The 20975-nt window shown below is 38.5% G+C and carries 17 protein-coding genes; 9 read left to right on the top strand and 8 right to left on the bottom strand.

All coding sequences use genetic code 11. The annotated features are described in order from the left end of the window. Positions 1-40: 40 nt before the first annotated feature. From ALFOR1_RS16730 to ALFOR1_RS16740, 3 genes are all read right to left on the bottom strand, one after another. Entirely contained in the window at positions 41-2071 is a 2031-nt protein-coding gene (locus ALFOR1_RS16730; protein ID WP_104643738.1) for a S9 family peptidase, read from the bottom strand. A 152-nt stretch (positions 2072-2223) separates the two neighbouring features. After that, complete coding sequence (locus ALFOR1_RS16735) at positions 2224-2958, bottom strand: 5-oxoprolinase subunit PxpA (RefSeq protein ID WP_104643739.1); 735 nt, start codon at positions 2956-2958, stop codon at positions 2224-2226. A 1-nt stretch (position 2959) separates the two neighbouring features. Beyond that, entirely contained in the window at positions 2960-4771 is a 1812-nt protein-coding gene (locus ALFOR1_RS16740) for a glycoside hydrolase family 3 protein (protein WP_104643740.1), read from the bottom strand. A gap of 331 nt (positions 4772-5102) precedes the next feature. Between ALFOR1_RS16740 and ALFOR1_RS16745 the strand changes: the two genes are divergently transcribed. The 3 genes from ALFOR1_RS16745 (at position 5103) to ALFOR1_RS16755 (ending at position 7959) form a co-directional block, all read left to right on the top strand. Beyond that, positions 5103-6590 carry a sensor domain-containing diguanylate cyclase gene (locus ALFOR1_RS16745; protein WP_425274160.1) on the top strand — a complete coding sequence of 496 codons (1488 nt, stop codon included), beginning with the start codon at positions 5103-5105 and terminating at the stop codon, positions 6588-6590. A gap of 293 nt (positions 6591-6883) precedes the next feature. Next, a complete protein-coding gene (locus tag ALFOR1_RS16750; protein ID WP_002959120.1) occupies positions 6884-7093 on the top strand; it encodes a cold-shock protein in 210 nt (69 codons plus the stop codon). Between the two features lie 191 nt (positions 7094-7284). Next, positions 7285-7959 (top strand): substrate-binding periplasmic protein, encoded by a 675-nt coding sequence (locus tag ALFOR1_RS16755; RefSeq protein ID WP_104643741.1) that lies wholly within the window; start codon positions 7285-7287, stop codon positions 7957-7959. A gap of 2 nt (positions 7960-7961) precedes the next feature. Here ALFOR1_RS16755 and ALFOR1_RS16760 read toward each other — a convergent pair whose 3' ends face one another. The 3 genes from ALFOR1_RS16760 to udk form a co-directional block, all read right to left on the bottom strand. Further along, positions 7962-8672 (bottom strand): substrate-binding periplasmic protein, encoded by a 711-nt coding sequence (locus ALFOR1_RS16760; RefSeq protein ID WP_058550445.1) that lies wholly within the window; start codon positions 8670-8672, stop codon positions 7962-7964. Positions 8673-9091: 419 nt separating this feature from the next. Further along, positions 9092-10318 (bottom strand): NupC/NupG family nucleoside CNT transporter, encoded by a 1227-nt coding sequence (locus ALFOR1_RS16765; RefSeq protein WP_104644163.1) that lies wholly within the window; start codon positions 10316-10318, stop codon positions 9092-9094. A 17-nt stretch (positions 10319-10335) separates the two neighbouring features. After that, positions 10336-10968 (bottom strand): uridine kinase, encoded by a 633-nt coding sequence (udk, locus tag ALFOR1_RS16770; RefSeq protein WP_058550446.1) that lies wholly within the window; start codon positions 10966-10968, stop codon positions 10336-10338. A 192-nt stretch (positions 10969-11160) separates the two neighbouring features. On the opposite strand from udk, the gene ALFOR1_RS16775 reads away from it, so the two are divergent. The 5 genes from ALFOR1_RS16775 to ALFOR1_RS16795 all read left to right on the top strand — a co-directional run bounded on the left by ALFOR1_RS16775 (position 11161) and on the right by ALFOR1_RS16795 (position 15675). Next, on the top strand, positions 11161-12393 hold the full coding sequence (locus tag ALFOR1_RS16775) for a phosphopentomutase (RefSeq protein WP_104643742.1): 1233 nt from the start codon (positions 11161-11163) through the stop codon (positions 12391-12393). Beyond that, positions 12393-13094, top strand: a complete 702-nt coding sequence (deoD, locus tag ALFOR1_RS16780) for a purine-nucleoside phosphorylase (RefSeq protein WP_055018945.1) — start codon at positions 12393-12395, stop codon at positions 13092-13094. The genes ALFOR1_RS16775 and deoD overlap by 1 nt, the downstream gene beginning before the upstream one ends. A 506-nt stretch (positions 13095-13600) precedes the next feature. Next, a complete protein-coding gene (locus tag ALFOR1_RS16785; RefSeq protein ID WP_104643743.1) occupies positions 13601-14344 on the top strand; it encodes a ferredoxin--NADP reductase in 744 nt (247 codons plus the stop codon). A gap of 251 nt (positions 14345-14595) precedes the next feature. After that, the gene (locus ALFOR1_RS16790; RefSeq protein ID WP_104643744.1) at positions 14596-15345 is read left to right on the top strand and encodes a nuclear transport factor 2 family protein; all 750 of its coding nucleotides are present in this window, start codon (positions 14596-14598) and stop codon (positions 15343-15345) included. Between the two features lie 9 nt (positions 15346-15354). After that, the gene (locus tag ALFOR1_RS16795) at positions 15355-15675 is read left to right on the top strand and encodes a hypothetical protein (protein WP_058550451.1); all 321 of its coding nucleotides are present in this window, start codon (positions 15355-15357) and stop codon (positions 15673-15675) included. Between the two features lie 163 nt (positions 15676-15838). Here the strand turns inward: ALFOR1_RS16795 and ALFOR1_RS16800 are convergent, their stop codons facing one another. Continuing rightward, positions 15839-16729: a tetratricopeptide repeat protein gene (locus ALFOR1_RS16800; RefSeq protein ID WP_058550452.1), complete on the bottom strand. Its 891-nt coding sequence runs from the start codon at positions 16727-16729 to the stop codon at positions 15839-15841. Between the two features lie 701 nt (positions 16730-17430). Here ALFOR1_RS16800 and katG point away from each other — a divergent pair. After that, positions 17431-19611 (top strand): catalase/peroxidase HPI, encoded by a 2181-nt coding sequence (gene katG, locus ALFOR1_RS16805; RefSeq protein WP_104643745.1) that lies wholly within the window; start codon positions 17431-17433, stop codon positions 19609-19611. 615 nt (positions 19612-20226) lie between these two features. On the opposite strand, the gene ALFOR1_RS16810 is transcribed toward katG, so the two are convergent. Then, positions 20227-20799 carry a short-chain dehydrogenase gene (locus ALFOR1_RS16810; protein ID WP_104643746.1) on the bottom strand — a complete coding sequence of 191 codons (573 nt, stop codon included), beginning with the start codon at positions 20797-20799 and terminating at the stop codon, positions 20227-20229. Positions 20800-20975: the final 176 nt, after the last annotated feature.

The raw sequence follows: 20975 nt of genomic DNA on the forward strand, positions 1-20975 counted from the left end.
GCTTTTATTTGAACTATAGATTTATTATTTTGAAATTAGGTTATTTAGTATGCTTATCAAACCACCATTGAATGTAAGCTACTTTGGTCATTAAGTTAGATGGGCGGGTAGTAATACCGTGAGACGCATTAGGAATACGCACCATGGCTGTATCAACACCCTGTAGTTTTAACGCTTGATAAAACTGCTCAGTTTCTGATATTGGTGTACGGTAGTCAGATTCTCCAGTAAGCAGCATGGTTGGTGTAGTTACATTACCTACATAGCTTATTGGTGAGCGCTTCATGTAGTGCTCAATGTGATCCCACGGTTTACCCGGAAACCAGTAATCGGCAAAAAATGGATAAAAGTCAGCAGTTAGTACAAAGCTGATCCAATTAATAACGGGTTTAGCAACCACCGCTGCTGCAAAGCGGTCAGTGTGGCCTACAATCCATGCTGTTAGTACACCACCGCCGGAGCCACCTGTTACAAATAACTTAGACTCATCTATAAAGCCTTTTTCTATTACTGCATCAACGCCGGTCATTAAATCATCAAAGTCGTTGCTTGGGTAATTATGGTGTATGGTTTGAGCAAATTCTTTACCGTATGAATCACTCCCACGAGGGTTCATATATAAAACTACATTACCTTTGGCGGCGAATAACTGTACTTCAGCACTAAAATGAGGACCATAATTAGCAACCGGCCCGCCGTGTATTTCTAGTATTAGTGGGTATTTTTTACTGCTATCAAACTCAGGCGGGTACGCAATCCAGCCCTGAATAGGCAGCTCATCGTAGCTTGATTTAACCCATATTTCTTCAACTTTAGCTAATTGCTTGGTATCGAGTGCATCGGCATTTAGGTTTGTTAAACGCTCAGCTTTACCTCGTTTAACGCTAGCTATATCTGCTGGGCGTTGAGTATCTCCCAACGTAAAAGCGACATCACCATCTTCACTCACATCAAAGTCGCCACCCGAATAAGGGCGACCAAAAGCAACGCTGCCAATTTGCTCAGTGATTACTTTACGTTTACCGCTTCGAGGTTGATAGGCAAGGGCGGTTTGGCCTTTATCGGCATAGCTAAAGTACACACCTTTTGAGTTAGCACTCCATTTAATTTTCCCAACGCTTCTATCAAAATTAGGGGTTAAACTTTTTGTATCACCCGTTTTTAAATCACGAATATAAAGCTGGGTATTTTCGTAATTAGTGCGTTTGTCATCGTAACCTGTGTACGCTAAATAACGACCGTCGGGAGAGATTTTAGGTTGCTGATCAGGGCCATTTCTATCAGTTATTGGCTCAATAGCTAAGGTATTTAAATTAAGTTTATACACTTCGCTATTGGTTGGTTTAAGTAAGTTTTGCTCGTGTCTGTTTGCTGAAAAATAAAGTGATTTCCCATCTTTACTAAAACTAACATCGCCAGCGTTATCAAATTCATCATTTGTGAGTTGCTGTGCATTCCCACCGTTGGCATCTATGGCAAAAAGCTGGCTAAATCCTTTTTGCGTATAACCGCCACCATCTGCTCGGTAGTAAACATCGTCAATAAATTTTGCTGGCTCTGCCCACGTTGCACCTTTTGGCTTTCCCGGTAAGCTTACTGGCGCCGAAGAGTTGCTTGGAACAAACATGCTAAAAACAAGCTGGCTTGAATCTGGGCTCCACGAAATAGCACGAGGGGAGCTTGTTAAGTTACTAATTTTTGCTATTGCACCGGTTTTTAGCCACTTCATATAAATTTGGCTACTGCCATCGCGGGTAGATATAAAAGCAAGGCGCTGACCATCTGGAGAAAGCACTGGCGAGTAATCCATATGCACGCCAGAAGTTAATGGCTGCAATTGCTTAGTTTTATAATCAACAGACCAAATATTACCTATTTTACGGTCGGTTTTTATATCCATACGGTTACGAACAAAATAAACCGTTTTACCGTCTTCGGTCATATCTATTTGATTGGCGTATTCTAAATTGAATACGTCTTGTAATTGCAGTGTATTTGTTTCAGCGTAGGCTAAATTACTGCATCCTAAAACGAGGCTACTGCCAAAACTAAGCGCTAAAAACTTTTTCATTTGTGATCCCTGTTGTGATTTTTATCATTCTAAATGTATTTATATGATAGCTTTTCAGGGATTAAAAGGGAGATGCGGTGAAGCTCTTATAAAACTCTATGAGTTAAGCTGTAAAGGGGGTTTACAGCTTCAATTAAAGGTAATGTAAAGACTTAGTCAGCTGATTCGCACAGTGCTTTAATATCTTTAATAAGCGCTATACCGTCTGCATTGTCGCCATGTACACATAAGCTATGTGCGTTGAGCGTTAGTTTTTTATCCGAGCGAGTTGTTACGCTACCATCAGATAAAAGCTGAGTTACTTGCTCTAGTAATGCTGTTTTATTGTGAACGCTGCCTTCAAGCGTTCGTGATACTAAATGTCCGTCATCGGTGTATTGCCTATCTGCAAAGGCCTCTAGTATTAACTCAACGCCTAAACTTTTAGCTATTTTAGTGTGCTTATCGGCATTTTTAGTAGCTAAAATCATTAATTTTAATTTGCTAGGGTAGTTGGCAATAGCATTTATAACCGTTTGTAACATTTGCTCATCAGCCATCATGTCGTTATAAAGTGCGCCATGTGGTTTAACGTAGCTAAGCGTTAAACCTTGCACTTTTGCCATCCCTTCAAGAGCCGCTATTTGATAATGCAGGCAATTAGTAAGTTCTACTTCACTAAGGTTCATTGAGCGCCTCCCAAAACCCTGTAAATCAGGGTAGCTAGGGTGAGCACCAATTTGTACCTTATGCTGCTTAGCAAGTTTAAGAGTTTTAGCTATTACATCAGCGTCACCTGCATGAAAACCGCAGGCAATGTTAGCCATATTAATATGCGGCATTACATCGTCATCTAAGCCCATGTTCCATGAGCCAAAACTTTCGCCTAAATCGCAATTTAGTTTCATGTTAGTGCGCCTTTTGCGGTTTAATTGTGACAGGTAAAACGCCATTTGCTTGCTCTTTACCAAGCAATACTTTTGCTAACGCTGTAAAAGCGGGGCCAGAAACCCTCTCGTCCTCATCTATATCAATATTGTACGCGTATGATGCAAGTACTGCCTGAGCATATTCACCATACGTAGCAATATCGTAAGGCGCTCTTAAACTGATAAACACGGTGCTTTTATTACTTTGCTTAGCCATTTTTAATAATGATTCAAGCGCTTGAGGTTGCTGTGCAGTACTAAGAGCAAAATTAGGGTCATCTTTTAAATCGTCCATTCCGCCAATTTCTACTGCACTTTGATTAGGTGTAGCATTTGCGGCAATAACTACATCAGCAGATTTTATTTGCCTGCCAGCTTGTTCGGGATCAAATCCTTGTAAGCTAGAACAAGTATAGGTAAATACTTGCTCGCTGATAGTTTCAATTGCTTGCTGCATTGCCATACATTTGCGCGTGTCGGGCATAATAATATGCAAACGCTGTGCGTTTTTTAGTTTTAGTGGCAAGGTGTTATCAGTATTTTTTACTTGCGTAATTGCCTCTACGGCAAGATCTGCTTCTATTGCGCGGTGAGCTGTGCTGCCAATAATCTGCTTTGCATTAATAAGCGCGGGAATAGGATCAAAATTAGTGCTTAATCTAAATTTATTTTTAAGAGAGGTAATACGCTTCGCAGATTGTGCTATTTCGTGTTCATCGAGCTGTTTTGACTTTACAGCCGCGACAAGCTCTTTAATTAGCTCATCTAATTTGTTTAGATCATCGGGTGTTCTTATTTCTATAGGCATAAGTGCTATATCAACACCTGCCGCAAAGGTATTTATAACCGCTTGAGTTGGCGTAAAAAAGTGGCTAATACCCGCCATGTCAAGCGCATCTGTAACTACGACTCCTTGATAGTTAAGCTCGTCTCGCAAAATATCTGTAATGATAGTTCGTGACATAGTGGCGGGTTTAATCATGGTTTTACCATCAACGCTTACAAAGGTGCTGCTATCGAGTTGCGGGTATTGAATATGTGCTGTCATTATCATGCCAGGATTTTGCTTAGCAATAATATGTTTAAACGGCGCTAGATCTTGCTCGTTAATAACCTCTTTTGAATGGTTTACTTGAGGTAGCCCTGTATGGCTATCGACACTTGTATCACCATGCCCAGGAAAGTGCTTTAAAGAGGTAATAACACCATTACTTTCAAAACCAGCAACTTGAGCTGCACCTAGTTTGCCAACCAGTGTAGGATTTTCACCAAAGGAGCGAACATTTATCACAGGGTTGTCTGGATTCATATTTACATCAACAGTAGGCGCGTAGTTAACATTAACCCCTAATGATAAAAGCTCTTTTGCTATCACTGTTGCCGTTTTTGTTGCGTATTCAATACCGTGCTTTTTATAGGTTGCGCCAATCGACATATTACCTGTAAAGGAGGTGGCTACATCACGGGGTAAACGCGCTACACGTCCGCCTTCTTGATCTATTGATATAAATAGCGGCAACTTACTGCTTGATTTGCTTGCAGCAGTTTGTAGCTGTGTATTAAGCGTAATTGTTTGCTCAATTGATTGTGTATTTTCAGAAAATAAAATAACACCACCAATATTGTGTTTTGTTATTACGTTAGCAAGCTCGCTTGGCAAACTGGTCATTGGGGTACGGCATTGCTTGCTTGATCCTTGCTCACAGTAGTAGCGAAAGTCGAGTATTAACTTTTGGCCAAGTTGCTGTTCAAGAGAAAGTGCTGATTTAGCAAAAGAAGATTGTAATGGCATTAAGCACCCAGATAAAAAAACAAGAGACGATACAACATACTTATTTAGCAAAATATTCTCCAAAGCTAAATAAAATTAGATAAGTACACGCAGCTTATCTATTTTTACGCGCAACTGCAAAGCGCGTATTGTTAACGATTTTTAGTAAAGTATAGATAGTATAATTAATGGCTAAATATTCAGCTAAGAGTTATAATTGACGGCTTTTTTACACTTTAATGTATTATTAATAACGAGTTGTGGAAGCGTTTTGATTAAAAAATTATTACCTGCTTTAAATTTAAGGTTTCTTATATTATTGCTCGCATTTTCTGCTGCAATGAGCACACTAGTGGGAAGTTTTTACTCTACTTATCAGGTTCAAAAAGAGCAGTTAACTACATATACATTAAATAGTAATTTAGCCTATGCTCAAAAATTGGCATCTGCAACAGATAACTTTTTAAAAGCAGCTCTACAGCAACTTGCTTACTCGGCAAAAGTTATTGAGCAGTCAGCGAGTGATTCAAAGCTATTAAGCAAAGAAGTAATTAGATTAAATCACCAAACAGACAGCTTTAATTCTGTTGTTATTAATGTACATGGTGTTATTGCTGCAACTTCACCGTTACTTGAAAAAATTATAGGAAAAGCAATTAACTCCCCAGGAGCTATAGAGGCTTTAAAAGAAAAGCGGCCTCTAATTAGTGAGCCCTATATGTCGGCTGCGGGCAATTTAATTGTATTTATATCGCACCCATTATTTGATAAAGAAGCTAATTACATAGGTTACGTTGGTGGCTCTTTATATTTAAAAGAAAAGAATATTTTAAATGAGCTTTTAGAGCAACACTACTATAAAGGTGGCTCATACCTATATGTTGTAAGTTCAAGTAAGCGAATACTTTATCATCCAGAGCCTACAAGAATTGGTAACGTAGTAAATAGTAATAGCGTAATTGATGACGTGGTTAGCGGTGGGCAAGGTAAATCACTGGTTGTTAATAGTGTTGGCAAGCCAATGATAGCAGGCTATGCACCTGTTGCGTTGTCTGGCTGGGGAATCGTAGCGCAGAGACCTTTAAAAACAACACTTTCTTCACTGGATATATTAACGATTGAAGTGGTTAAACGAACAATTCCTATGGCATTGATTACGTTTATATTTATCGGTTTATTTGCGCATTTCATTGCAAGGCCACTAAAACGTTTAGCCGACAATGCAGATACCCTTGACGATCCGCAAAGTTTAGAAAAATTAAAAGCAGTTAAATCTTGGTATTTTGAAAGCCATAGATTGAAACTAGCAATGTTAAAAGGGGTTAATATACTGCAAATGCAAATAGGACAGCTTCGCCACGATGCGCAAACAGATCCTCTTACAGAAACACATAATCGAAGAAGCCTAAATGGCTTGCTAAATCAGCTTATATTTAAACAAACAACCTTTGCTATTTTAGAAATTGATATCGATTTTTTTAAACGAGTTAACGATACCTTTGGCCATGATAAAGGTGATGAAGCACTTGTTTATTTAACAAACATCATTAAAAAATTATCAAGGAAAGACGATATTGTCGCACGTATTGGCGGCGAAGAATTTGTGCTTGTACTGCCTAACGAAGACAGCCAAAGTGCTTTTAAAATTGCAGAGCGCTTACGTACCACTGTTGAATCATCAAAAATAGATACTATTGGCTACATTACTATTTCGATAGGTATAGCAACTTGGCCAGATCATAGTAACGATATTGACCAAGTATATAAGTGTGCCGATAAAGCCCTTTATCATGCAAAAGAACACGGTCGTAATCAAAGTGTGGTGGCTGATTTACTGTAGCTGTTACCACTTTTAATGTAATTACAGATACTTACTTGTTTTTATATATTAGTAATTGAGATTAATATTATTAGCTACTCGTAGTTATTTAATTAGCTTTAAATGCTTGACAAAATATTCGAACTCTATATAGTGGGCCGCAGCTAGAAAGAAAGCATGTAATTTATAAATCTCCATTTCGTTGTTGTATAAGTAATACTTGTAGTACCGTCCTGAAGTTTTTAAGTACCATCTCATTTTTTGCTACACCCGCTCACATGAGCATATTTTTTATTTTATATCAGGATATTACAATGTCTAACATCGTATCAGGTACAGTTAAGTGGTTCAACGAGTCTAAAGGTTTTGGTTTCATCGAGCAAGAAAATGGCCCAGACGTTTTCGCACATTTCTCAGCAATCAAAAGCGAAGGTTTCAAAACTTTAGCTGAAGGCCAACGTGTAGAGTTCACTCTTTCACAAGGTCAAAAAGGTCCTCAAGCTGATAACATCACAGCTGTATAATTTTACTTTTTAAGTAAAATGAAAAAAAGCGCTTAAGGCGCTTTTTTTGTGTCTGAAATTTGACTCAACCCAACCTGCACCTATTATTAATGTAAGTTTATCAAGTAGGTATTGTTATTATTAAGTCCTTCCTTTCACTCTTTTTTATTTTTTTCAGCTATTATGCACAAGCTGAAGCTTTTGAGCTCACAATTTACACTGAGCATTTTTCGCCATACAACTTTGAAAATAAAGCGGGTCAGCTTGTTGGCATAAATCTCGATATTGTAAAAGATGTATGTATTGCTTCAGACATAAAGTGTGATTTTCAAATGCTGCCGTGGAAAAGAGCCTATAGCTTAGTTCAAAAAAAAGAGCATTCTGGCATTATCTCTATTGCTAAAACGGCTGAGAGAGCTCCTATATTTAACTGGGTTGGGCCTTTGGCATCTAGTCAAACATTTTTTTATAAGCTTAAAAAGAATACCAATCTTAAAATGAATAACCTAAATGATGCAAAGCAGTTTTCACTTGCTATTGTAAGAGGGGATATTTACGAATCTATAGTAAAAAAAGTAGGGTTTGAATCAGGTAAAAACCTTTTAGCTATAGGCGATGAAATGCAGTACATGCACTTATTTTTAAATAGTAAGATAGATTTGATTTTAGGATCTGAGTACACCATTGGCTACCAGCTATCTCCATTTGGGTATAGTGAAGACGATATAGTTAAATTGCAGGAACTACCAATACCTGAAATAGCAGGTAACTACATTGCTTTTAATAAATCTGTACCCAAATACATTGTAGAACGATTTAACAAAGAATATGTAAAGCTTAAAATAAAAGATAATTTTGCGGCCTATAAAAGCCGCTATAAGCTCTAAATTTAGTGATTTTCAGCTAATCCTTTACGCTGTTTTATTTGTAAAAAAGACTTTTGAAGGGCGTTAACTAAGTTTATATCTGTCTTTTTATTAGCGGCTAAATACGCATCCACAGTGAGTTCATCAACTTTGTATACAAATTTTAAATACTCCGGATCAAGCTTTAAGTAATCACTCATTTGCCTCATAAATAAAGGATCATCGACAATTAAATCTACTTTTTTTGCCAGCAATAGGTTGTATGATTTTTGAATGTCACTTGTAAGTACAACATTAAAACCTAGCTCCATAAGCGTTTGTGTAGAAAAGTCGTTCCTTTGCATAGCAATTTTATAACTTTTAGCTTGCTGTGTATTTTTAATATGAATGTCATCTCGCTCTGAAAGGGCTATAAAACCAAGCTTAAAGTGCCCAATAGGGGCAATCCAATAAAATTTATCCTCTCGTTCAGGTGTTCGGGCAAGGCTGTAAATAAAAGTATTCTTTAACTCCCGAGCCACTTTGTAAGCCCTTGCCCAAGGATACATATGAATATCAGGGGTTAGTTGAGCATTTTTAAATATATCCCTAATCAGGTCTGTAGAGTGGCCCATCACCTCTCCATCCATTAATACTTGGTTTGGTGGAGCAAGCTCTGTTACTACTAAGTAAGTGTCTTTAGCATTAGCAAAAAAAGAGGATGCTAAACATAAAAAATAAAGAGTATATTTCACAGTTGCGAGTCATTAGTCGTTTATTAATCGAATAATAAGTGTGGCTTAAAATGTTAAAAACACCAAAATTAAATAACCATTAGCTGGCTTAAATAAAAAATAAATGAGATTAAATAGTAATTTAAAGTGCCCTAGTCAAATAATATGGTATTGATATTGGTGTCTCATTTAATGAAGGGTCACTAAATAAGTACTAAAGAGTAAATCTGATAAGAGAAAGGGTTGTTTGTAAAGGGGGGCTGTTAAGCATAGAAGGCGAGATTTAGCTTTATCAACGATCAGATCAATTTTTTAAAGTCCTAAAACGATAAAAGGGCCTTGCGGCCCTTGGTGAAGTATCGTTCAAGTCAGATAGTGCTTTAACCCCTTAAAGGACTATCTTCTTGTTTTGCAACACCTGAGTTCATCTCAATAAGTTTCTAAGCTAGCGAGAGGAAAAACCCAGCAATTGCTGCGCTCATAAGGTTAGCCATAGATCCTGCTAACACTGCTCTGAGCCCTAAGCGTGCGATATCCTTCCGCCTGCTAGGCGCCATACCGCCTAACCCACCTAGTAAAATGGCTATCGATGATAAGTTAGCAAATCCACACAATGCAAAAGTAACAATTGCCTGTGTGTGCGCGCTTAACGTATCGCGATAATTTATAAAGTCTAAGTAAGCAACAAACTCGTTTACTACTATCTTTTGACCAATAAAGCTGCCGGCTATAATTGCTTCATCCCACGGTACACCGAGTAGCCATGCAACAGGAGCAAATAAATAACCTAATATTTCTTGTAGCGTCAATGTTGGGTAATCAAACCACCCGCCAACACCACCTAATAAACCGTTTAATAGAGCAATTAACGCTACGAAGGCAAGTAGCATTGCACCAACGTTAAGTGCTAAATGCATGCCGTTAGCGGCGCCTGATGCAGCTGCATCAATTACATTAACGGGTTTATCGTCATCATTTAAATCTAAATCTGCTAAGTTATCTTTAGGAGTTTCTGTTTCTGGCACAATCATTTTTGCCATTAAAAAACCACCTGGTGCGGCCATAAAGCTTGCCGCAATAAGATACTTAAGGTCTACACCAATAATTACATAACCGGCCATTACTGAGCCTGCTACAGTGGCTAAGCCACCCACCATTACTGCAAACAATTCAGACTTAGTCATTGTTGCTATAAATGGCTTAACTATTAGCGGTGCTTCAGTTTGGCCTACAAAAATATTGGCCGTTGCTGAAAGCGATTCTGTCCGCGAGGTTTTCAATAATTTTTGTAAACCACCGCCTAAAATTCTAATTATCCAATCCATAATGCCAAGGTGATATAAAACAGCAACAAGCGCTGAGAAAAACACAATAACCGGCAATACTTGAATTGCGAATATAAAACCCAGTGTATCTTGTGACGCTAGCGGGCCAAATAAAAACCCAATACCGTCGTTTGCATAGCCAATTACCGATGAAACGGCTGCCGACATGCTAGTTAATACATTTTTTCCTGCTTCAAAAAACAGAACAAAACCGCCGATAACAACTTGCATGGCAAACGCTATACCAACGGTTCTTAAACTAATTGCTTTACGGTTTGTTGAAGCCGCAAAAGCAATACTTAGCAGCACAACCATGCCAACTAAGCTCATAAATGTTGTCATACCCATGTTTCCCGTTATTATTCTTGTAGTAAATATTTGATTTTACTTTTAATAATATCAATCGCAACACGGTTCATACCGCCTCGAGTCACAACTAAATCAGCATTATGCTTAGAAGGCTCAATAAATTGATAAAACATCGGTCTAACAGTTGCTTGATATTGCTCAACAACAGATTGTAATGTTCTGCCTCTTTGCTCCATATCTCGTTGCATACGGCGCATTAAGCAAATATCTAAAGGTGTATCTATAAACACCTTAATATCAAATTCTTTATTAAGCGCTTTATCGCTCAGTAATAAAATACCTTCTACTATTAAGATTTTTGCAGCAGGTACACGTCGCGTTTTATCGCTACGGGTATGTTGTGCATAATCATAAGTTGGTACTTCTACAGAGTTTCCACTACGAAGTTGTGTTAAATGCTCAAGCATTAGTTCATGTTCAAATGCATCAGGATGATCGTAGTTGGTTTGAGTACGATGAGCCATAGGCAAATGCGACTGATCCTTGTAATAAGCATCTTCTTCGATAATGGCGATAGCACCAGGTTCAAGCTCGTTAACCAGTTCGTTGTATATAGTTTGGCTAAATAGAGATTTGCCCGACGCTGATGCGCCAGCAATGGCTATAATAGTAGTTCGTGTCACTAAAGTTCTCACCCACACAGAAGGATATATTGTTGGTAGATCACAATAGCAAAAAAGACACGATTAATCTCTTTTGCTTCGCTTAAGAACGCAAATTTATAATGTTTAGGTTTTATGAAACAGGACTTTTGTCCTGTACGAAAAATTCGATCAGCAGATAAAGTAACCACCTAGAAGCAAAGTGAGGTCAAAATGGCAAGAGCAATTATCTTAATGGCGGATAGCCTAGGAATCGGTGCAGCACCAGATGCAGACAAATTTGGTGATCTTGGCGCCAATACATTCGCTCACTTACTTAAAGCATATTATGACGAAACGGGCAGTGCACTATCGCTACCTAATTTATCTAAATTAGGTTTAGTAGATGCATGTGAAGCTGCCGGTGGGGAAACGTGTTTAGTGTCAGACCGTCAAACACCACAAGGTGCTTGGGGTTATGCTAAAGAACTTTCGAGCGGTAAAGATACACCATCGGGTCATTGGGAAATGGCGGGTGTACCTGTGTTATTTGATTGGGGTTACTTTCCTAAAACACAGCCGAGCTTCCCACAAGAATTTATAGACGAGTTTATTGCTCGTACAGGTATTCCTGGCATTTTAGGCAATTGCCATGCATCAGGAACCACCATATTAGAGCAGCTAGGTGAAGAGCACGTAAAAACAGGTAAACCAATCTGTTACACCTCAGCTGATAGCGTGTTTCAAATAGCCGCGCATGAAGAGTCATTCGGCCTAGAGAAGCTTTATCAAGTTTGCGAAATCGCACGGGCGCTACTTGATGAAATGAATATAGGACGAGTGATTGCGCGGCCATTTTTGGGTTCAAATAGTCAAGACTTTGCCCGTACAGGTAATCGTCGTGACTATTCAGTACTTCCGCCAGCACCTACCTTGTTAGATGTATTAGCAAAAGACGGTGGCGAAGTAATTAGTATTGGTAAAATTTCAGATATTTACGCGCATCAGGGCATAACCCAAAAGCATAAAGCTCCAGGGCTTATGAACTTACTTGAAAAAACCAGTGAAGTTATTTCAAGCGCGCCAGATCGCAGCCTAATATTTACTAACCTTGTAGATTTTGACGAAAAATTTGGTCATCGCCGTAATCCAGTAGGTTACGCAAAAGCATTAAAAGAATTTGATGACTATTTACCAACTATACTTAAACAGTTAAATGCAGATGATGTATTAATGATCACTGCCGATCACGGATGTGACCCAACCTTTCCAGGTTCAGAGCACACTCGTGAATACGTACCTGTAATAGCTTACAAGCCAGGTATGAATAACACACCATTAGGTGAACGCAACAGCTTTGCAGATATAGGCCAAACCCTAGCACAGTGGTTTAACCTTTCTGAGCTTGAATACGGTGACAGCTTTTTAGATAAGCTAACTACACCAAATAAAAAGGAAAACAATTAATGAGTACTCCGCATATCAGTGCAAACGTTGGTGACTTCGCCGAAACAGTATTAATGCCTGGCGATCCGCTACGTGCGCAATATATTGCTGAAAACTTTTTAGATGATGCAGTACAAGTTACAGGTGTTCGTAACATGTACGGTTTTACTGGCACTTATAAAGGTAAACCAGTAAGCATTATGGGTTCTGGCATGGGCATTCCATCAATGTCTATTTATGCACGCGAACTAATTGTAAGCTTTGGCGTTAAAAACATTATACGTATTGGTACATGTGGCGGTATTGGTACCGACATTAAAATCCGCGACGTAATCTTTGCACAAGGTGCAAGTACAGATTCAAACGTAAACCGTGCACGTGTACGTGGTTACGATTTTTCTGCTATTGCAAACTTTGATCTACTTTTAAACGGCGTAAACGCTGCGAAAGAGTTAGGTATTAAAGCAAAAGTAGGTAACGTATTTACTACCGACACTTTCTATCAAGCAGACGACACCTTTTATAAAGATTTAGATAAGTTAGGTGTACTTGCAGTAGATATGGAAACAGCGGGTTTATACGGCGTTGCAGCTGAATACGGCGCAAACGCAATGGCGCTATTTACCGTAAGTGACCACGTAATCACTGGCGAAGCAACACCAGCCGATGAACGTCAAAGCACGTTTAACGAAATGGTTAAAATTGCATTAGAGTCTATCTAATTAACCAAATAACCTGAACTTTGGTTAAGAGATTTATTATCCAGAGTTTAGGTTAAATATAACAGTTCCTTGGTAACGTATTCACTAAGTTTTGGAGACACGCCCAAAGTGAAGTGAGACTAAACCTCCAAAGCCGCATTTTATGCGGCTTTTTTTATGCCTTAAAAAATTATATAAGTGACTTATACCAATCCGCAATAATACTTAATTATTTTCAGGGGCTAAATGTGTCGCTATCTGCGTTAAAAAATTCTCATTTAGAACAACTAAATAGCGATTTTTTTGCCTTGCTATCAACACGTTTATCTATCCTCAAAATAGATCACTTAATTATGCTGATTGGTATTACAATAAAGCTTTTTATGTGCACAACTTGTAAGCACTATTTTAATTTACTCGCTATCAAATAATGCCTCATCATCGTTCTATATTGTGCTGTAAGTCTTTGTGACTTAATGCTAATGTTTATATTGAAGTCGGTTATTTAAATATTCTGCGGGGGACGTATGTCTAATTGGGTAGAAGCAACAGTAAAAAACGTTACATGGTGGAGTGAAACACTTTTTAGCTTAACGCTTAATGCAGACGTAGAGCCATTTAAGGCAGGGCAGTTTACTAAGCTTTCAATAATGGATGGCGATAAGCGAATTGCTCGTGCTTACTCATATGTAAATGCTCCCGAAAACCCTGATTTAGAATTTTATTTAATTAACGTTATAGATGGATTACTTTCACCTTACTTAGCTAAATTACAACCCGGCGAAACTGTACTTATAGAGCAGCGTGCTACAGGCTTTTTTACACTTGACGAAATCCCGCAAAGCGATCAGCTTTGGATGCTTGGTACGGGCACTGCAATAGGGCCATTTTTATCAATATTGCAGCAACCCGATGTATGGCAAAAATACAAAAGCATTAATATAGTCCATGGCGTAAGGTTTAATAACGATTTAAGCTATCAGGCTCTTATTAACGAACTTTTAAGAGTGCACCCTGAGCAGCTTAATTATATTCCGGTAGTAAGCCGAGAAGAGCCTTTACAAGGCTTGAGTGGCCGTATTACTAGTGCAATTGAAAACAACAGTTTGTTTGAGCACGCTAACTTAGAGCCTACTCCAAATAACGCACAGTTTATGATTTGTGGAAATCCGCAAATGGTAAAAGATACAACAAATTTACTACTTGATAAAAAGTTTACCCGTAACCGCCGCAAAAAACCCGGCAACATCACCGTAGAGCAGTATTGGTAAGCTACATTAGTGGTATTAACTACCCGATAACGTTAAAATTTGCTATGTTGCAACCTTATACCAATTTTATCAAAAATATGAGCATTCTATCGCATTAAATAACTCACTAACTGCGTTAAAAATTATTCATATAGAACAGCTATATGTCACAATTTTCGCCTTGTTATTGTGCTATTTTCTTGACGCTATAATAGATCACTTATTTAATGCAATTGGTATTACACGTGTTTAGTGTTCATTTTAGGAAAGTTATGAAACCGTTATCTATTATTTTGGCCTCTTTAATTACTACCGTTGCGCTTATTACTTATGCAGCAGATCAAACCGAGCCTGAGCAAAAAGAAGCACAGTCGAGCGAGCAAGTACCGGTGAGTGCACAAAAGCAAAGCACCGAAGAGGAAAAAGCCACTACACAAGCAACAACTGACGATAAAGTAAATACACTTGAGTACAAAGCACCTGAGATCAAAAAGCCAGTTATTGATAACACCAAACCAGATGATTCAAAAGTATTAGGCAACGAGCAAAGTAAACCAGCTGAACAACCTAAAAACAAAGTAGAAAAAGCAGTAGCCGTAGCAGAAGCTGAAAAAGCAGTAACTCAAGCGAAAGAAGCGCTTACTGTTAAACAGCAAACTAAAGCTAAGCAGTCTCGCGAATCTTTAGCCGTAGTTGAACAATTAGTAAAAGCGTATAACGCACGAAATATTGAAGAATTTTTGCGTGTATATGACGAAGATGTAGAGTTTTATATTTTCCCAAATGAGCTACTATTTAAAGGAAAAGAAAAACTAATAGCACGCTACGGGCTAATGTTTAAAAAGTTAAAGTGTATTCATTCATCGCCAATTAAACGCATTGTGCATGGCGATATTGTAATAGATCACGAGCTATCAGAAACCTGCTCAACCGACGAAAACGTGATTGATAAACGCTCAGAGCTTATTTCGAGCTACCAAATAAAAGATGGAAAAATAGTACGTGTACTGTTTTTTAGATAAAGGGTAAGTATGCAAATAAATGACGACAAAAAAATTCGCTTAATGTATCGCATTGAGCCGGGTTGTTTAGGGCCTCAGGGTGCTGAGCATATTGAAGATTTTTGTCGTTATGCCAACAAACATATTAAGTCGCCATTTTATGCTCAGTTTGTATTTTTACCACGCTACGATAAAAAAATTGATGAGCGTCAATACAGCGTAAATAGCCGCAATTTATCACTTGTGCAGGCACGTGCCTATTTAAAGCACTTTGATATAGATATAGAAGAATTTGAAGAGCAGCTCGACGAACTTCTTACTAAAGCCATCGATTTATACTTTAAGCGATAATCTTAAATCGCTTAAAGCTATTACAGTTTGTTTTATTGAGCTTTAACTTGCAGCTATAATCTCGTAAAACCCTTACCCAGAAATACCATTCTATTTAAAGCTTTAAAAACAAAAAAAGGGCCTAAGCCCTTTTTAAATATCAGCACGTCCTAGCTAATAACAATTACACTTGCTCACCCGCTACAATAGTATTAAAGCTATCGTTATCGTGCAAACTTGCAAATGCACTCTCATGCAATAACTCGTTACGTAAATTAGGTGAATACTCTAAAGCCATTTTAATATCGGCTAACGCATCGGCATGTTTGTGCGTAAGTGCATAAGCACAGGCTCGTTGCCAATATGCATAACCATAGTCACTATCAATATCAATGGCTTGGTTACAAAGCTCAATAGCCTGCGCTGTTTCGTTTATTTCAAGCAGGGCATCGGCTTTATAAGCAATGGCTTCAACATCTTCAGGTTTGCGATTAAGTATTTCGTCAAAAATTTCAATTTTGTTCGCAAAGTCGCTTTCTAAATTGGCACGCATCCATAATGAATGAACTTCGTTAGTTACCGATATACGCTCTTGGTTACTGAGTATTTCTTCTGAGCGAACGCGTAGTTTTTCTTCAAGAATTTTTAAGCGATCTTCGTACTCGTCTGTAATAACACTTACACGCGTATTTACTATATCTTCTACTTTATTTTTAACATCGCGCAAAGAGTTCCAGCCTACTAATACTAAAATAGAAGCGGTAGCAGTAATTATAAAAAATACATTATTAATGGTGTCGGTGGTGTACGTTAAAGCGCGGTCGGCGGTATCTAATTGGGCATGCGTTACTTGTTTAGTTACATCTTCTCGAAGCTTTTGCTGATCTTGTCGGACAGCTTTTAATTCGTCAAGAATGTAACGCTCCATTAGTGGTTTGTACATAGACTCTTTAAGTTGATCAAGGGCTTGTTGTTCTTCTTGTGCTGTAGGTGCCTGAGGCCTTTGCTCTGCAGTATAAGCCGAGGAAGTAAAGAGTGTAAAACACACACAAACAAAATAGAGGTAATAACGCATTGGTACGCCTAGTTAAATTAATTAAATCTTACAAATACTTTAACACGCGCGCACAATGTTACCCAATTAAAACGGGCAAAAAAAAAGCCAGCTCAAGGAGAGCTGGCAAAAACTGCTTAAAACAACAATATGTCGTAAGGGTTCACAGGAGAACAACTTCATACTAACTGAATTTATCTGAACAATTACTTAACTTAATTCAATTAGTTAAAAATAAAGAAAGGTGCATTGGGCTTAGTAATACACCTTTGTCGTTATAACTACAATTTCATGGTGAAGGGGGGTATTCCAATGTGCGCTTTGATAAACCAAGGCCACTTTCAAACCCTTCAATTACCATTACGCCTGCTTTTGTAAATTAGATCAGTGAGTGTTTAAAATTAATTTACAAGTTTTACATGCGCCGCAAACTACGTTTTAATCGCTGATTGTTACTCTATTCACAAATAAACTGCCTTTAGAAAATTTAGCACTTTGTAAAATAGTGCACTATTTTAAGTTTATTCCTAAATGGTTTTACGCAAACCGAGATAAATTCGTACGAACATCTGAATTATCAATAGTATCAATCGATTTAATTAAATGTTTATAGGTAGCTAATAACGGGGGGGATGCCTATATTACTAATACAGATTATAAGAAGTGCAATAACCGTTAAATATCGATTTTAAATAAATAATTTAAATAAATAAGGATCCACAATGAGCAAGCCAACAGCGGGTAAATGCCCTGTTATGCACGGTAGTAATTCAGTTGTTTCAAAAGTAAACACCGATTGGTGGCCAAACACACTCAACTTAGACATTCTTCATCAACACGATACTAAATCAAATCCATACGGCACTAATTTTAACTACGCAGAAGAATTTAAATCTCTAGATTTAGACGAAGTAAAAGCCGACTTAAAAACCTTTATGACCGACAGCCAAGATTGGTGGCCTGCCGATTGGGGCCATTACGGTGGTTTAATGATTCGTATGGCATGGCACTCAGCGGGTACGTACCGTTTATCTGATGGTCGTGGTGGCGCAAGTACCGGTAACCAACGTTTCTCGCCTTTAAATTCATGGCCAGATAACGCAAGCTTAGATAAAGCACGCAGACTTTTATGGCCACTTAAGAAAAAATACGGTAACAAACTTTCATGGGCCGATTTATTTATTCTTGCTGGTAATATGGCATACGAATCAATGGGTCTTAAAATTTATGGTTTTGCAGGCGGCCGTGAAGACATTTGGCACCCAGAAAAAGATATTTACTGGGGTGCAGAAAAAGAATGGTTAGCACCAAGTGATGAACGCTACGACAATGTAGAAAAACCAGACACCATGGAAAACCCATTAGCCGCAGTACAAATGGGCCTAATTTACGTTAACCCTGAAGGTGTTAATGGTATACCCGATCCACAAAAAACGGCAGATCACGTACGTGAAACATTTGCTCGAATGGCGATGGATGACGAAGAAACCGCAGCGCTAACAGTGGGCGGCCATACAGTAGGTAAAACTCACGGTAATGGTAAAGCAGAGCACTTAGGCCCAGAGCCAGAAGCAGCAGACGTACACGAGCAAGGTTTAGGTTGGAATAGCACCAAAGAAGGCGGCTTTGGTCGTCATACTGTAACTTCAGGCCTTGAAGGTGCATGGACCACACACCCAACAACATGGGATAACGGTTACTGTTACTTACTATTAAATTACGAATGGGAATTAACAAAAAGCCCAGCGGGCGCTCATCAGTGGGAGCCTGTAAATATTAAAGAAGAAGACAAACCGGTAGACGTAGAAGATCCATCAATTCGTTTAAACCCAATGATGACCGATGCCGATATGGCTATGAAAGTGGACCCAGCGTACCGTAAAATTATTGAGCGTTTTAACAACGACTTTGAATACTTCTCTGATGTGTTTGCACGTGCATGGTTTAAGCTTACTCACCGTGATTTAGGACCTAAAGCATGTTACTTAGGTAAAGACGTACCAAGCGAAGACTTAATTTGGCAAGATCCTATTCCAGCAGTTGATTACACATTATCAGACGATGAAATCACAAGCTTAAAAGCACAGCTACTTGATTGCGGTGTAAGCGCGAGTGATTTAATAAATACAGCGTGGGATAGTGCACGTACGTATCGTGGTTCTGATCGTCGCGGTGGCGCAAATGGCGCACGTATTCGTTTAGCACCACAAAAAGATTGGCAAGGTAACGAACCTGCGCGTTTAGCAAGTGTACTTAGTGCCCTTGAAAAAGTACAAGTAGGTTTATCTAAGCCAGTAAGCATGGCTGATTTAATCGTTTTAGGCGGCACAGCGGCTGTAGAACAAGCTGCAAAACAAGCTGGTGTTAATGTAATAGTACCATTTGCACCAGGACGAGGAGACGCAACAGACGAAATGACTGATGCAGAATCGTTCGATCCGCTTGAGCCTGTTCATGATGGATTTAGAAACTACCTTAAAAATGACTTTAGCGTATCCCCAGAAGAGCTATTGTTAGAGCGCAGCCAATTAATGGGCTTAACAGCACCAGAGATGACTGCACTTATGGGCGGCATGCGTGTACTAGGCACAAACTACGCAGGCACTAAACATGGTGTATTTACCGATAATGTAGGCACGCTATCTACCGACTTTTTTGTAAACCTAACCGACATGGCCAATAACTGGAAGCCATTAGAGCCAGGTATTTATAATATTGTTGAACGCAAAACAGGCACCATTAAATGGACAGCCACACGCGTAGATTTAGTGTTTGGTTCAAACTCTATTTTACGTGCCCTAAGTGAGTTTTATGCACAAGACGATAATAAAGAACGTTTTGTACATGACTTTGTAAATGCTTGGGTAAAAGTAATGAACGCAGATAGATTCGATCTTAAATAATCTACGTGGTAAAACTAAAAAAGGTGGCAAATGCCACCTTTTTATATAAGCGTTAAATCATCCACCGCAGGCGTTAAACGTGATCACGTGAGAGGCAAAGTTTCTATCATTTACGCTCAACAAAACCCACCTTTTTACATAAAACGTTAAATCATCCACCGTAGGAGTCAGCTTGCTCACGTGAGAAGCAAAGCTTCTAATCACTTGCACTTAGTAAAGCCTATCTGCATTCATTCAAACTTTTTCAACAGCTATAAAAAAGGTAACCAAAGCCACTTCTTTATATAAGCGTTAAATCATCCACCGTAGGCGTTGAGCTTGCTCACGCGAGAAGCAAAGCTTCTAATCGCTTACGCTCAACAACCCCCAATTGCATTCATTCAAATATTCAAAAACCAAACATTAAAAGGGTAACCAAAGCTACCTTTTTACATAAAGCGTTAAATTATCCACCGTAGGCGTTGAGCTTGCTCACGCGAGAAGCAAAGCTTCTAATTACTTGCACTTAACAAAGCCAACCTACGCTTAAATTTTTAGCTACGTCTATTCAAACTATCAAAAATCAGGCATTAAAAAAGGTGGCAAATGCCACCTTTTTAGTAAAAATTTACTTAATTATAGTAGTGCAAAAAGCTTTTGAAGTTGTGGCATGTATTCGCTCACAAGCTCTAAGTTACTTTCGCTAACTAGCGAATCAGTAGACTCTTCAGCAGCGCTTGATGCTTTACCAAACGAGCCCATTAACGAGCTAGCATCACTACTTTTTGCACTTTTAAGGCTCTGTAGGCCGCCCATTACTTTAGTTGCTGTTTCTTGGTTTTCAGCAGAAAGGCCTGACTTTAAGTTTTCGATGTAAGCCATAGATACTTCAGAACCCACAGATACTAATTCTTCAGGAGAAAAACCATAACGATTTGTCACGCTTGCAAAGCTTTTGTATAGGTCTTGTTCTTTGATCATGTTAAGCGCAGTGTTAGCCATTGAGCTTTGCTCATCAACACTTTGATCGGCAGAGCCACCAAGCATGCTTGCTAAATCTAGGTTTTTTAACGACTCTTGGCTGCTTGCCCAGTTAGACACTGCAGGCAGTGCTTTCATATAGCTTTGTAATTGGCCTTCGCTAATGTCTTCTGCAAGGCTTGAAAAACTCATTGCTAATAAGCTAAGTGATAAAAGTATTTTTTTCATTGGGCATTTCCTATTGTTTAATTAACGCTATTTAAAACTAAATGTAAGCGCTTGCCAATACATAACTAAAGTATTAGGTGTATTTAGGCTATAAAGTAGTATAAATACTTCAAAGTCCTATAAATTAAGCTGATTCAGCACAAATATAGTTACAAATGTTATAATGCATTTTTGTC

This window comes from Pseudoalteromonas carrageenovora IAM 12662 (genome assembly GCF_900239935.1).
Lineage (GTDB): Bacteria > Pseudomonadota > Gammaproteobacteria > Enterobacterales > Alteromonadaceae > Pseudoalteromonas > Pseudoalteromonas carrageenovora.